Here is a 12,667-nt window from a genome sequence, read left to right as displayed (position 1 = left end):
GCAGCTTGCGCAATGCAGTTGGGGTTTGATCGCCAACACTTCACCCTGCCAAGGGTTGGCATTTTCTTTGGATTGAATAAGGGCCGCCCGCCGCGCGTCAGACGCTCGACAAATCCCGGGACAGCGTTAAGTTCTTATTCGAATTCGTGGTCAAAGGCCTTGTTACAGACCAATTCCATTTGGTGCGGAAAGTTGGAAGGCACCGACACCTGGGTGTCTCACCAGCCTTACGGCTTGCTCGACACCCGACTTTCTGCTCAGTTCCTTAATAAAGGCTGAACAGTGCCGGGAATTCAATGCGGGCGATTGTAGATAGGTAGCGCCCTATACACCATGTCTTATCCCGAAATAATTTTTATCCGTTCGAGCAACAATCCATCGCCATTTTTGCAAAAGTGCCGCATGTTATCGAAATCGATTCTCAACAAAAACACCAAAAATAGTAGGTGTATCCGCGTCAGTTCAGACAGCTCTGAAGGCTTTCTCCGAGGGCCAGAACTGCGCAAAGCCTGATATTCAAAGGCTTTTGGCCATATCCCAACGCTTGTTAAAAATGCCTGATCTGGCACTTGCGTTCAAAACACGAAAAACGGCGAAACAGACCAATCCTTTTTTGTAACAGCACACCAATCCGTGTCTGTGAAACCGCTTGCGACGCCGCCTATGTGACAACATGTCGCACACTTGTCGCACGCTCTATTGCCGTTCGTCACGGTGAACTCACAAACACTCTGAAATGCAAAACGCCCCGGTTTGCTGATCCGCAAATCGGGGCGCTTTCTGTATCGGCCAAAGCGTTGAAAAGTTGACTCAGCGCAGGGTTTTTCGGTTACGCGAGGTCAGCAGTGGCACCAGAATCACCACCAGCACGAACGCCACCAGCGCCCATTGCGCCAGCGACAGGCCGAGGATCGGCGGGTACGGCGTCGAGCAGAAACCGTCGACCTGGAAGCCCAGCGGGAAGATCTTCGCCAGCGGCAGATCATCGACAATCGGCTGCAGCACATCGATGCCGCAGCTCACCGCCGGATAGAACTGGGTGTAAACGTGATGCCCAGCGACGCCAGCGCCAGCAATCGCACACATCACCACCAGCACTTCAAACACCGTGATGCTGCGCCGGGTGCGCATGCCTGCGCCAATGAACGCGAACAGCGCAATCAGCAACAACGCATAACGCTGCAAGATGCACAGCGGGCATGGCGCCTCGCCCAGTACGATCTGCATGTACAGCGCCCCACCGATCAGCGCCAGGCAGATGATGCCCAGCAGCACCAGAAAGCGCCGCTCACGTCCCAATCGAATCGTTTCCTCGCTCATCGCGTTTCCCTTTTATGTCCATGGTTCAGCTGGCTGGCGGCTGCGCGTGCAGTTGCGCCATCAGGCTGATGTTGTCTTCGATATGCCAATTGGCCGCGATGCGACCGTTGTCGATCTGATAGATATCGGTTGCCCGGAAGTCTACACGCTGGCCCTGCCCTTTGAGAGCCTTGAACGTGCCGCTGAAGTGCCCGTGAAAGTGCAGATGCACCACCACGCGATCACCGGCGACGATCATTTGCTCAATGTCGCAGCGCAGGTCCGGCACCGCTGTGCGAAAGAACTTCGACGCCAGCAATGGCCCGGTCGGCCCCTGCACCCGACCTTCAGGCGGAGTCTTGTCGACAAACTGCGGCGACAAGGCTGCGATGGCCAATGCCTCCTCACCCGAATTCCAGAAACTGCCATAACGCCGCGCTGCCAGCTCCATGGCCTCAACCTGTGCCTTGGGCAGGCTCTGATCGACGATCAGGGTCTGCGGTGTGATCAAGGCCGATTCGGCACAAGCAAATGGACTGGCCAACAGCGAAGCCGACAGGCTCAGCGCAGCGAGGCTGAAACGAGGGGAGAAGATGATGTGCGACATGGGAGCGATCCTGATCAGGTGAACGAACGAGCGCCTATCATCAGCATCGGGGAATAAACGATAAACCGGTTAAGAAACGATTAACCTTTAAACACTTTTTAAGAATCGAGACCGTGGTGATGCCATCGCGGGCAAGCCCGCTCCCACAGGATTGATGGCGCACACAAAATCTGTGGACGACGCTAAACCTGTGGGAGCGGGCTTGCCCGCGATGCAAACGACTCGGCCTGAAGGATTATTCCAAAGCAGACGCCGGGCCAAAGAACTCATACCGGCTCTGCTTCTCTGGCACACCCAGCGCTTTGAGATGGCGCTTGATCGCCGCCATGAAGCCTTTCGGCCCCAAGAAGTAAGCATCGACATCACGCTGCGCCGGCAGCCATTCGCCGAGCAATTGCTGGTTCAACATCCCGACGTTGTCCGCCGCCGGGCTCACACCGTCATCTTCGGCGTAGCAATAAAAACGCTTGAGTTGCGGATGACGCTCAGCCAAACCATCGATCCAGTCGCGGAACGCATGGACGCTGCCGTTGCGTGCGCAGTGGATAAAGTGCACCGGGCGCTTGGTCTGCAGCGCCGCTTCAAGCATCGCCAGGGTCGGGGTGATCCCGACGCCACCACTGATCAGTACCAGCGGCTTGTCGCTGGCCGTCAGGGTGAACTCACCCGATGGCGGGAACAGCAGAATACTCGCCCCAACCTGCAATTGATCGTGCAGATGATTGGACGCACGGCCACCCGGCTCGCGCTTGACGCTGATGCGGTACTGGCCTTTGTTCGCCAACGCCGACAGCGAGTAGTTGCGGCGGATTTCTTCGCCATCGAGGATCAGCTTCATACCGATGTACTGACCCGGCTCGGCCGCGAGAATCGGGCCTTTGTCCGCAGGTTCAAAGTAGAACGAAATGATTTCCGCGCTCTCCTCGACCTTGGCCGCCACAATGAACTCGCGCGCGCCACGCCAGCCGCCGACGGCGTGTTCTTTCTGATCATAGATGGCGGTTTCGGCGCCGATCAGGATGTCGGCCAGTTGCCCATAGGCCGCGCCCCACGCACTCATTACCTCAGGCGTAGCGATCTCTTCGCCGAGCACTTCAGAGATGGCGCGCAGCAGGCATGTGCCGACGATCGGGTAATGTTCCGGCAGAATCTGCAGGGCGACGTGTTTGTTGATGATCTTCGCCACCAGGTCGCCCAACTGGTCGAGTTGATCGATGTGCCGCGCATACATCAGCACGCCGTTGGCCAGGGCACGGGGTTGATCGCCGCTGGCTTGGTGAGCCTGATTGAACAGCGGCCGCACTTGCGGGTATTCAGAGAGCATCATGCGATAGAAGTGGGTGATCAACGCTTCACCGCCGCTTTCCAGCAGAGGCACGGTGGATTTGACGATGGCACCATCCTGGACGCTAAGCATAAGGGTGACTCCTGCATTTTCTTGAAAGTTACCTTAGGCTTATCAGCTTCCGTGCCAACTTTATTTCCCATACAAAACAATAACTTAAAATTTAAGTAGTCATATCGACTCGAAGCTATTTATAGTCAACACGACTACATCTTGTCTCTTTGACTACAAAACCATGTCCGCCAAATCCCTGCTCACCGCCCTGCTGCCTCTGGTCTCCGACCTCTCTCGCGAACTGCCCGAGGGCGAGCGTTACCGACGCCTGCTCGAAGCCATGCGCGCCCTGCTGCCCTGCGACGCTGCCGCGCTACTGCGCTTGGACGGCGAAGCGCTGGTGCCGCTGGCGGTAGACGGTTTGAGCACCGACACCCTCGGCCGACGTTTCAAAGTCAGCGAGCATCCGCGCTTCGGAGTGTTACTGGCAGGCAAAGGGCCGACCCGCTTCGCTGCTGACAGTGACTTGCCCGATCCTTACGACGGCTTGGTCGACGGCCTCGACGATCACCTCGAAGTCCACGACTGCCTCGGCTGCCCGTTGTTCGTCGATGAAAAGCTCTGGGGGCTGATCACCCTCGACGCCCTGGATCCCGAGCGTTTCGAACCGATCGAACTGGATGCGCTGCAAGCCTTCGCCAGCCTCGCCTCGGCCACGGTCAACGCCGCCGAGCGCATCGAACGTCTGGCGACTCGCGCCGAAGACGAACACCAGCGCGCGGAGGTCTACCGCCAGGCCAGCGGTCAGCAGCACCGCGAAATGATCGGCCAGAGCAAAGCCCTTAAACACCTGGTGGAAGAAATCAATCTGGTGGGTGGCAGTGATCTGACCGTGTTGATCACCGGCGAAACCGGGGTCGGCAAAGAACTGGTCGCCCAAGCCATTCACGCCGCCTCCCCACGCGCGGATAAACCGATCATCAGCCTCAACTGCGCCGCCCTGCCCGATACGCTGGTGGAAAGCGAGTTGTTCGGCCACGTACGCGGCGCGTTTACCGGCGCCACCAGTGACCGGCGCGGAAAATTCGAACTGGCCAATGGCGGCACGCTATTTCTCGATGAAGTCGGCGAGTTGTCGCTAACGGTGCAGGCCAAATTGCTGCGGGTTTTGCAGAGCGGCCAGTTGCAGCGTCTGGGCTCGGACAAGGAGCATCAGGTCGATGTGCGCTTGATCGCCGCCACCAACCGCGACCTGGCCGAAGAAGTGCGCAGCGGCCGTTATCGTGCCGACTTCTACCACCGTCTGAGCGTGTACCCGCTGCGGGTGCCGGCGTTGCGTGATCGCGGGCGTGACGTGCTGCTGCTCAGCGGATTCTTCCTCGAACAGAACCGTTCACGCATGGGCCTCAACAGCCTGCGGCTCAACAGCGACGCCCAGGAAGCGCTGCTGGCCTACACTTGGCCAGGTAACGTGCGAGAGCTCGAACACTTGATCGGTCGCAGTGCCCTCAAAGCGCTGGGCAACAGCAAAGTAAGGCCGAAAATACTCAGCCTGAGTGCGGCGGACCTGGATTTACCGCATGAGGTTGTGGATAACTCGCCTGAGCCGGCGGCCGCTGTTGTGGCGCCTGTTTCGCTCATCAGTGGGGACTTGCGCGCCGCGACCGAGGCGTATCAGCGCCAGTTGATCAGTGCGGCGCTGGCGCGCAATCAGGATAACTGGGCAAGTGCGGCGCGCGAGTTAGGGTTGGATCGGGCAAATCTGGGGCGGATGGCCAAGCGCCTCGGCATGAAAAACTGAAAAGCTGGGAAGCCCCCTCACCTGACAACTGACCTAAAGCCCATCCTTTAAACGCCGATAACCCGGCATCAATAGTTTTTGGCGATACCACCCTCGCCCATCACCTTTTTCCACAGAAGGTTTTTATGTCCTCCAACAAAGCCCGCGCAGATTCACTTTCGCTTCTGCTGTTTACCTTGCGCAGCGGCAAGCTGATGGCGATCAACCTGCTGAAAGTCAGTGAAATCATCCCCTGCCCACCGCTGACCAAGCTGCCGGAGTCGCACCCGCACGTCAAAGGCATCGCCACCCTGCGCGGCGCCTCGCTGTCGGTGATCGACCTGAGCCGCGCCATCGGCGAGCGACCGCTGGAAGACCCGAACGGCGGCTGCCTGATCGTCACTGACGTCAGTCGCTCGAAACAAGGCCTGCATGTACAGGCCGTGAGCAAAATCATCCATTGCCTGACCACCGACATCAAACCGCCGCCGTTCGGCTCCGGCGGTGTGCGCGCCTACATTACCGGCGTGACCTCAGTTGAAGGCACGCTGGTGCAAGTGCTGGACATCGAAAAAGTTATCCACAGCATCGCCCCGGCGCAGATTGAAATGGCCCCCACCGACCTGACCATGGAAGACGCAGAAGTCCTCGGCAACGCCCGGATTCTGGTGGTCGACGACAGCCAGGTAGCGCTGCAGCAATCGGTGCACACCCTGCGTAACCTCGGCCTGCAATGCCACACCGCGCGCAGCGCCAAGGAAGCCATCGATTGCCTGCTCGACCTGCAGGGCACGGCGCGGCAGATCAACCTGATCGTCTCGGACATCGAAATGTCCGAGATGGACGGCTACGCCTTCACCCGGACCCTGCGCGAGACCCCGGACTTCGCTCACCTCTACGTGCTGCTGCACACCTCGCTCGACAGCGCGATGAACAGCGAAAAAGCCCGCCTCGCCGGAGCCAACGCGGTGCTGACCAAGTTCTCCTCGCCGGAGCTGACCCAACGCCTGATCGAAGCGGCCAAACACGTCGCCGCCAGCGGACACTAAGCCTTGGGTCAGACGCACTGCTTGCTGATGCGCCACGATCTGCGTGCCGACGTGCCGCCGATTGTCTGGCCGCAAGGCATGGAAATCCGCCTATACCACGCCGAACTGGCCCCGGCCGTACATCACCTGATGCAACTGGGCTATCGCGAGGGTGGCGGCCGGGTGCCAGCGCTGGAGCAATGGCAGCAACGGTTTGAAACCGATCCTGAATACGATCCGACCCTGTGTTTCATTGCCCACGATGCCGAGGGCGTCGTCGGTGTAGCGCAATGCTGGACCAGTGCCTACATCAAGAATCTGGTGGTACATCCGCGTGCTCGAGGCCGAGGTCTCGGTCGGGCGTTGCTGCTCAATGCATTCAAGGTGTTTCAGCAACGGCGCGAGGGGTTCGTCGATTTGAAGGTGCTGGAAGATAACGTTCGGGCGCAGCGGTTGTATGAAAGTGCCGGAATGTATGTGGTTCGCCGGGAAATCGTCCCGCACTGATCCACCGCTTACCCGCGACGACGTCGGCACAGACAGCCTCTGATCCTCAGGCATACTCTAACCTTGGCCATAACAAGGATGCCCCACCATGAAAACCCTCACCTTAAGCCTGCTCTGTCTCACCGCGCTCACCTCCCAGGTCCACGCCTCCAGCCCCGAAGCCTGGGCGGCCTACGACAAAAGCGTACTCGCCAGTTGCACCAAGGCCAGTGGCCTGAAAAACGTCAAACCGGTTGGCAACCCCGCGCAATTCGATCGCCGCGTTGGTTACACCGCCGTTCTGCTGCAAGGCCAATACCCGCAAAAACACATGAAGGGCCAACAAGGCACCGAGCTGTGCCTGTTCAACAAAAAGTCAAAAAGCGCCTTCGTCACCGAATGGGACTCGATCCGCCCTACCGCCAAAGGCCAGTGAATGGCGCACAACTTGCTTCGGTCGGAGCCTGCACGGCGACTTTACGTCGCCGTTTCACACCCTGATTGAAGATTGATCGTTCAATGAATACGACGTTTTCCTGCGTAGGTTGCGGCAAATGCTGCACTGACCACCATGTCCCCCTGACCCTCGCCGAGGCCCGCATGTGGGCAGCGGATGGCGGCCAGGTGATCGTGCTGGTCGAAGCATTCCTCGGCAACGGCCTGGGCTTACCGGCGCAGCAGCGCGAGCACGCCGAACGGCGTTCGGTAGTGGTGCGCAGCGGTAGAGCCGATGCCCACGTAGCCATCACCTTTGCCGCGTACAATGTCGGCCCCTGCCGGAATCTTGACGAAGACAAGCGGTGTCGGATTTATGAACGTCGACCCTTGGTGTGCCGGATTTATCCAGCGGAAATCAACCCGCATATTCCGCTCAATCCTGCCGCCAAGGATTGCCCGCCGCAGTCTTGGGAACAGGGCACGCCAATGATCGTCGGCGGTGAACTGGTTGATCGGGAACTGGTGGGGCTGATACAGCGTTCGCGTCAGGCGGATCGCGATGACATCCAGATCAAAGAGGCGATTTGCGCCAGGCTCGGCATTCGCACCACGGCGCTCAAGGGCGACGGGTTTACGGCGTATTTGCCGAATATGGCGGCGTTCGCCACCGTGATAGACCAAGTGAGCGCGCAACCGCCGAGCGAAGCCCAGAGTGAATGGCTGTTTCATGTGTCCGGGGATGACATTGCCGGGCAAGTGCTGGCGGCCGGGGGGCAGGTGGTGACTGAGCCGGCGCAGACGTATGCGTTCATCTCGCTACGGGCGGCATGATCCAGCATTTTCGCTGAGGCTGATGACCTGACCGTGATCGAACATCACAGTCAGGCCTGAGAGGGGAATGAAACTCAGCGCTTGCCCATCGAACGACGGGTGCCCGGCGGCGCCATGCCCGGGGTCTTGGTGTGGCCATTCTTGGCGCCGTTCTTGTACCACGGCTGGTTCGAGTCTTTGGCAGCCGCCAACTCGCCCGGTTTGAACGGGAATTTAAAAGCCGGGATCTCGGCTTTGGTTTCGTTGGCGTCGGCCAGTTCAGCCGGGACATCGCTCACGGCGTCGTCAACCGGCGGTAGGGTCGGGGAAGTCATAAAAGCTCCGCAAAGCAAAAAATCGGGCCCGATCAGTGAGCCACAAAGGCGCGCAGTATACCTGCGCGTCGTGGGTCAGCACCTGAAGATTTGCGTCGCACGCCGAACGGTTTACAGGTAAGTGATGGTCACAATGCCTTTGTCGGCCGAGGTCTTCAGCGACTCATAGGTCATGGCAAACGGCAACGTCTCATGGCTGCACGCGTTGCGGTAGGTATCGACATCGAAGCGCATGCCGGGCTTGAGCTCGACCTGGCGGGATTCACTGAAAGCCAATGCCCCCGCTCGCCCGACTTCACAGCCGGAATCGACGATTTGACCGGTGAAACGGATCTCCCCGGTAGTGGCTTGAGGGGCAGCAGAGACCGTGAGCGGAAGCAAAACAAACACACTCGAAATGACGGTTCTGAGTTTCATGACAGGACACTCCCGTAGAGACCCACGCCGTAAATGCTTGGGCTATATAACGTGTATCCGCTGGCGAGAGCGGATCTTTAGGAGCGCAGTGGCGGGTCGGCTCTCAGCGCTGTCTCCCATAGACCGGAAGATCAATACACCAGAGCCCGCCGATATTTGCTGTTGCTGTAACAGTCATTTATGAAAATCACGCTGTTTCCAGGCGCAAAGCAACCTTATCGTTGCCCGCACCAAACAGCACTTGCCAAGCAAGAAGGTTTTCAGAATGTCCAACAGTATGGGTATTGCCAGCGCTTTCGTTTTGTCCTCATTGATCCTGTCGCCGATGGCGATGGCTGAAGAATCCCAAGCGTTCGTTGCGCAAAAAATTGCACGAGCCCAAGCGTACGATCAGCACCAGGCTGAAATGGTGGCCAAGGCCAAAGACGCCACGCAAGCCCCACAGGCCGCCGCCGGCGAGACTCAATCGCCAGAGAAAGACAGCTGAGTCACGTCCTGTTCCGCTTCCCTCGACGCGGTTGTTTGGCTCTTCCCGTTCAACCGTCGTCATTGCAGGCCGCTGCCTTTCAGCGGCCTTTTTTCGTTGTGGTCTGAAAGCCGTTTGGTGCGTCTTCCCCAATAAGAAACTTTGAGCACCTCGATACATTGAAGTGCCAATCGACCCCAAGGAGCTCCCCTTTACGTGCGTTGCCCAGTCCGTTTTACTCCGTTGTTCATTGCAGTTGCCGCAACGATGGCATCCTCCGCCCACGCCGATGAGCCGGCCAAAGAAGGTTTCGTCGAGGGCTCGAGCCTCAATCTCAACGCCCGCAATTACTACATCAATCGCAATCGTCTCCAGCGCACAGACGACAACATCGAGTGGGGCCAGGGCTTTCTCGGCATCTTTCAGTCCGGCTATACCGAAGGCACGGTCGGCTTTGGCGTTGATGCACACGCCATGCTTGGGCTGAAACTCGACGGCGGTGGCGGTACGGATGGCTCCAGCATCCTGCCGATCAGCGATGGCCACGGCAAAGCGCCGGGCGCGTTCTCGACGGCCGGCGGCACCCTGAAAATGCGCGCGTTCGATACCGAGCTGAAGGCCGGTGATCTGTTCCTCACCAACCCGGTGATTGCTGGCGGTGACAGCCGTATGCTGCCGCAAACGTTCCGTGGCGTCAGCCTGACCAACCACCGCTTCGACGGCTGGTTGATCGAAGGCGGTCAGGCCAGTTTCACCAAGCCTTACAACCAGAGCGGCCACACACGCATCGGCACCTCCTATGGCGTCCTGGCCGATGGCGATGACAGCCGTCACCTGAACTGGGCGGGCGTGGCCTGGAGCGGTGTCGAGGGCCTGACCAGCAGCCTTTACGCCTCCGAACTCAAAGACATCTGGAACCAGTACTACTACGACCTCGACTACACCTGGCAATTGAACGATGTGATCAGCCTCAATCCGGGCCTGCACTTCTATCACACCCAAGACACGGGCGATGCGCTGCTGGGCAACATCGACAACAACACCTACAGCTTGCACTTCACGGTCGGTGTCGGCAGCCACAGCGTCACCGCCGCGTATCAGCGGGTCAACGGCAACACGCCGTTCGATTACATCAGCCAGGGCGACAGCGTTTACCTGGACAACTCGCAGCAATACTCGGACTTCAACGGCCCGAATGAGCGCTCGTGGAAGCTCAAGTACGCCTATGACTTCGAAGGTGTCGGCGTGCCGGGCCTGACTTCAGCGGTGTCCTACTCGCGCGGAACGCTTGATCTGAGCAAAGTTGACCCGGACAGTCAGGGTTACTCCAATTGGTACAGCGCCGAAGGGCGAAACGCCAAGCACTGGGAACGTGACATCGATCTCAAGTACGTGGTGCAAAGCGGTCAGGCCAAAGATCTGGCCGTGCGTCTGCAATGGGCAACCAACCGTGGCAGCAACGGTTACGGCGCGATAGATACAGACACAGATGAATACCGCGTAATCCTCGACTACCCGATCAACGTCTTCTAGGATCGGCGCTACGCTGAAAAGACCTCTCAATCGAAAGCCCATCATGATCGCGAGCCTTACCCCACCTGTTGCGGGCAAGACCGGACGCCCCGAGCTGCTGCTGATCTGCGGCAGTTCGCTGACCGTGCTCGCGATTTTGTGCATCGTCACTTTTCTACTGATCCGTGAGCACGCCAACGCTCAGGAAACGGCCACCCGCAGTGCCACGACCATTGCCCAGTTGATCGACGCCGACGTGCTGCGTACCGTCGAGCTGTACGACCTGACGCTGCAAGGTCTGATTGCCGCTGCACAGCGCGACGACTTGCAAGCGGTCTCGCCGCAAATCCGCCATCTGGCACTGTTCGACCGCTCAACCACAGCGCGCTTCAAGGGCGACATTCTGTTGCTCGACAAACACGGCGATGTGATCGCCGACTCTTCAAGAGTCGAACCTAAACCCGGCAATTTCGCCGACCGTGATTACTTCCTGGCCCATGCGTTCGACCGCGACGTCGGCATGTTTGTCAGCCGCCCGTTCAAGACCCGTTGTGATTGCGATGAGGCCAACCAATGGCGGATCAGCTTCAGTCGGCGGGTGTCTTCGGACACCGGTGAGTTCGTCGGCGTGGCCGTGGCGTCGATGAAGCTCGATTACTTCGACCAGTTGTTCAACAGCCTGAATATCGGCAACGACAGCACACTCAACATCATCAATAACGATGGCGTGTTGCTGGCGCAGAAACCTCACCTGCAAAGCGACTCCATCGGCAAAAGCTTCGGCAACCGGCCCAACGTGCTGCGGATACTGCTCGACAGGGACGGCAATGGGAGTTTCAGCAGCACATCGAGCATGGATCAACAGCAGCGGCTCTACACTTACTCGCGGGTCGGCAATTTGCCCCTGGTGGTGATCGTTGCGCTGTCCGGCGATGAAGTCTTCGCCACTTGGCGGCGTACGGCGATGCTGATCAGCGGCGCCACGGGAGTGTTGTGTCTGGGGGTGCTATGGCTGACCTGGCTGCTCGCCCGCGAACTGCGCTTGCGTCAACGGGCCGAACGGGATTTGGCGCAACTGGCTGCTACGGACGCACTGACCGGTTTGGCCAATCGGCGGATGCTCGATCAAACGCTGCGCCACGAGTGGTTCCGCGCCCAGCGTGCGGCTAAGCCACTGTCGGTGATGATGATCGATGCCGATCACTTCAAGGCCTTTAACGACCGGCATGGGCACCAGGCGGGTGACCAGGCATTGCGCGAGCTGGCCAAAGTCATCGCGGCGAACGTGCGGCGGCCGGCAGACTTGGTGGCGCGTTATGGCGGCGAGGAGTTTTCGGTGATTCTTGCCGAGACCGACAGTCATGGAGCGCAGCAGATTGCCGAACATATTCGTGAGGCGGTGGAACAATTGCCGCTGGTCGACGGGGCACAGGTGCCGATGACGGTGAGTATCGGTATCAGCACCTGGACGGCGGCGAGCGAGATGACGCTGGAGCAGTTGCTGTTTGCGGCGGACAAGGCGTTGTATCAGGCCAAGGAAGGTGGGCGCAACCGAGTGCTGGCGGGCTGAGTTCTGTTTCAAACAATAAAAAAAGGCCACCCAAAGGTGGCCTTCAAAAAACTAGAGAGGTTTTTTACTTACACCGCCGCAACAGGGCGCATGTAAGAGATTGGTGCGGTGCTGGCGTCTTCGAACGTCACCACTTCCCAAGCATCTGTCTGCTCAATCAACTTGCGCAGCAACTGGTTGTTCAGTGCATGACCGGACTTGAAGCCTTTGAACTCACCAATCAGGCTATTGCCCAGCAGGTACAGATCGCCAATGGCATCGAGGATCTTGTGCTTCACGAATTCGTCTTCATAGCGAAGGCCGTCTTCGTTCAGTACGCCATCGGCATCGACCACGATTGCGTTTTCAACGCTGCCGCCAAGTGCGAGGTTGTGCTTGCGCAGGTACTCGATGTCACTCATGAAACCGAAAGTACGGGCGCGGCTGACTTCTTTTACGAACGAAGTGCTGGAAAAATCCACGCTTGCACTTTTGTGTGCTTCGAGATAGATTTAGATAACCCCGGATAACGGGGCCGCACCCAAAATTCAAACGGGGTTTTTTAAATCACATAGTTCGTAAAATAAATCATCCGCGCCCG

At 58.6% G+C, this 12,667-nt stretch carries 14 protein-coding genes and 1 pseudogene; 9 read left to right on the top strand and 6 right to left on the bottom strand.

From position 1 onward, the window contains the following. Positions 1-279 (top strand): hypothetical protein (locus tag ACIOU6_RS26535; protein ID WP_401139596.1); only part of this gene is annotated, 279 nt, incomplete at its 5' end. 531 nt (positions 280-810) lie between these two features. Here ACIOU6_RS26535 and ACIOU6_RS26530 read toward each other — a convergent pair. The 3 genes from ACIOU6_RS26530 to hmpA form a co-directional block, all read right to left on the bottom strand. Then, complete coding sequence (locus ACIOU6_RS26530; protein WP_221731495.1) at positions 811-1,320, bottom strand: disulfide bond formation protein B; 510 nt, start codon at positions 1,318-1,320, stop codon at positions 811-813. Positions 1,321-1,345: 25 nt separating this feature from the next. After that, a complete protein-coding gene (locus ACIOU6_RS26525) occupies positions 1,346-1,906 on the bottom strand; it encodes an ester cyclase (protein ID WP_221731496.1) in 561 nt (186 codons plus the stop codon). Positions 1,907-2,141: 235 nt separating this feature from the next. After that, positions 2,142-3,323 (bottom strand): NO-inducible flavohemoprotein, encoded by a 1,182-nt coding sequence (hmpA, locus tag ACIOU6_RS26520; RefSeq protein ID WP_401139592.1) that lies wholly within the window; start codon positions 3,321-3,323, stop codon positions 2,142-2,144. A 163-nt stretch (positions 3,324-3,486) separates the two neighbouring features. Here hmpA and norR point away from each other — a divergent pair, with 163 nt between their 5' ends. The 5 genes from norR (at position 3,487) to ACIOU6_RS26495 (ending at position 7,808) form a co-directional block, all read left to right on the top strand. Beyond that, on the top strand, positions 3,487-5,046 hold the full coding sequence (norR, locus tag ACIOU6_RS26515) for a nitric oxide reductase transcriptional regulator NorR (RefSeq protein WP_221731498.1): 1,560 nt from the start codon (positions 3,487-3,489) through the stop codon (positions 5,044-5,046). Between the two features lie 125 nt (positions 5,047-5,171). After that, positions 5,172-6,074, top strand: a complete 903-nt coding sequence (locus ACIOU6_RS26510; RefSeq protein ID WP_221731499.1) for a chemotaxis protein CheV — start codon at positions 5,172-5,174, stop codon at positions 6,072-6,074. A gap of 27 nt (positions 6,075-6,101) precedes the next feature. Continuing rightward, on the top strand, positions 6,102-6,560 hold the full coding sequence (locus tag ACIOU6_RS26505; protein WP_221731596.1) for an N-acetyltransferase: 459 nt from the start codon (positions 6,102-6,104) through the stop codon (positions 6,558-6,560). 88 nt (positions 6,561-6,648) lie between these two features. Further along, the gene (locus tag ACIOU6_RS26500) at positions 6,649-6,975 is read left to right on the top strand and encodes a hypothetical protein (RefSeq protein WP_221731500.1); all 327 of its coding nucleotides are present in this window, start codon (positions 6,649-6,651) and stop codon (positions 6,973-6,975) included. Between the two features lie 83 nt (positions 6,976-7,058). Beyond that, on the top strand, positions 7,059-7,808 hold the full coding sequence (locus ACIOU6_RS26495) for a YkgJ family cysteine cluster protein (RefSeq protein WP_401139589.1): 750 nt from the start codon (positions 7,059-7,061) through the stop codon (positions 7,806-7,808). A 74-nt stretch (positions 7,809-7,882) separates the two neighbouring features. Here the strand turns inward: ACIOU6_RS26495 and ACIOU6_RS26490 are convergent, their stop codons facing one another. Then, positions 7,883-8,122, bottom strand: a complete 240-nt coding sequence (locus ACIOU6_RS26490) for a hypothetical protein (protein ID WP_401139586.1) — start codon at positions 8,120-8,122, stop codon at positions 7,883-7,885. A 111-nt stretch (positions 8,123-8,233) separates the two neighbouring features. Beyond that, entirely contained in the window at positions 8,234-8,539 is a 306-nt protein-coding gene (locus ACIOU6_RS26485) for a type 1 fimbrial protein (protein ID WP_401139583.1), read from the bottom strand. 265 nt (positions 8,540-8,804) lie between these two features. Between ACIOU6_RS26485 and ACIOU6_RS26480 the strand changes: the two genes are divergently transcribed. The 3 genes from ACIOU6_RS26480 (at position 8,805) to ACIOU6_RS26470 (ending at position 12,087) form a co-directional block, all read left to right on the top strand. Then, positions 8,805-9,026 carry a hypothetical protein gene (locus ACIOU6_RS26480; RefSeq protein WP_339538779.1) on the top strand — a complete coding sequence of 74 codons (222 nt, stop codon included), beginning with the start codon at positions 8,805-8,807 and terminating at the stop codon, positions 9,024-9,026. Positions 9,027-9,221: 195 nt separating this feature from the next. Further along, positions 9,222-10,538, top strand: a complete 1,317-nt coding sequence (locus ACIOU6_RS26475) for an OprD family porin (RefSeq protein ID WP_401139581.1) — start codon at positions 9,222-9,224, stop codon at positions 10,536-10,538. A 43-nt stretch (positions 10,539-10,581) separates the two neighbouring features. After that, positions 10,582-12,087 (top strand): sensor domain-containing diguanylate cyclase, encoded by a 1,506-nt coding sequence (locus tag ACIOU6_RS26470; RefSeq protein WP_221731502.1) that lies wholly within the window; start codon positions 10,582-10,584, stop codon positions 12,085-12,087. A 68-nt stretch (positions 12,088-12,155) separates the two neighbouring features. On the opposite strand, the pseudogene ACIOU6_RS26465 reads toward ACIOU6_RS26470, so the two are convergent. Beyond that, a pseudogene (locus tag ACIOU6_RS26465) lies at positions 12,156-12,560 on the bottom strand (UDP-3-O-acyl-N-acetylglucosamine deacetylase); the annotation flags it as partial. Positions 12,561-12,667 lie beyond the last annotated feature (107 nt).

Source organism: Pseudomonas sp. NPDC087615, from assembly GCF_044743445.1.
Lineage (GTDB): Bacteria > Pseudomonadota > Gammaproteobacteria > Pseudomonadales > Pseudomonadaceae > Aquipseudomonas > Aquipseudomonas baetica_A.
Note: the sequence above shows the minus strand (reverse complement) of the source record. Positions and strands in the feature narration are given on the sequence as shown.

What these genes read in the sequence shown, in the direction of transcription:
- ACIOU6_RS26525 (WP_221731496.1), bottom strand. Translation starts at nt 1,906, where the DNA reads ATGTCGCACATCATCTTCTCCCCTCGTTTCAGCCTCGCTGCGCTGAGC.
- ACIOU6_RS26480 (WP_339538779.1), top strand. Translation starts at nt 8,805, where the DNA reads ATGTCCAACAGTATGGGTATTGCCAGCGCTTTCGTTTTGTCCTCATTG.
- hmpA (WP_401139592.1), bottom strand. Translation starts at nt 3,323, where the DNA reads ATGCTTAGCGTCCAGGATGGTGCCATCGTCAAATCCACCGTGCCTCTG.
- ACIOU6_RS26490 (WP_401139586.1), bottom strand. Translation starts at nt 8,122, where the DNA reads ATGACTTCCCCGACCCTACCGCCGGTTGACGACGCCGTGAGCGATGTC.
- ACIOU6_RS26530 (WP_221731495.1), bottom strand. Translation starts at nt 1,320, where the DNA reads ATGAGCGAGGAAACGATTCGATTGGGACGTGAGCGGCGCTTTCTGGTG.
- norR (WP_221731498.1), top strand. Translation starts at nt 3,487, where the DNA reads ATGTCCGCCAAATCCCTGCTCACCGCCCTGCTGCCTCTGGTCTCCGAC.
- ACIOU6_RS26485 (WP_401139583.1), bottom strand. Translation starts at nt 8,539, where the DNA reads ATGAAACTCAGAACCGTCATTTCGAGTGTGTTTGTTTTGCTTCCGCTC.
- ACIOU6_RS26505 (WP_221731596.1), top strand. Translation starts at nt 6,102, where the DNA reads ATGCGCCACGATCTGCGTGCCGACGTGCCGCCGATTGTCTGGCCGCAA.
- ACIOU6_RS26495 (WP_401139589.1), top strand. Translation starts at nt 7,059, where the DNA reads ATGAATACGACGTTTTCCTGCGTAGGTTGCGGCAAATGCTGCACTGAC.
- ACIOU6_RS26470 (WP_221731502.1), top strand. Translation starts at nt 10,582, where the DNA reads ATGATCGCGAGCCTTACCCCACCTGTTGCGGGCAAGACCGGACGCCCC.
- ACIOU6_RS26500 (WP_221731500.1), top strand. Translation starts at nt 6,649, where the DNA reads ATGAAAACCCTCACCTTAAGCCTGCTCTGTCTCACCGCGCTCACCTCC.
- ACIOU6_RS26510 (WP_221731499.1), top strand. Translation starts at nt 5,172, where the DNA reads ATGTCCTCCAACAAAGCCCGCGCAGATTCACTTTCGCTTCTGCTGTTT.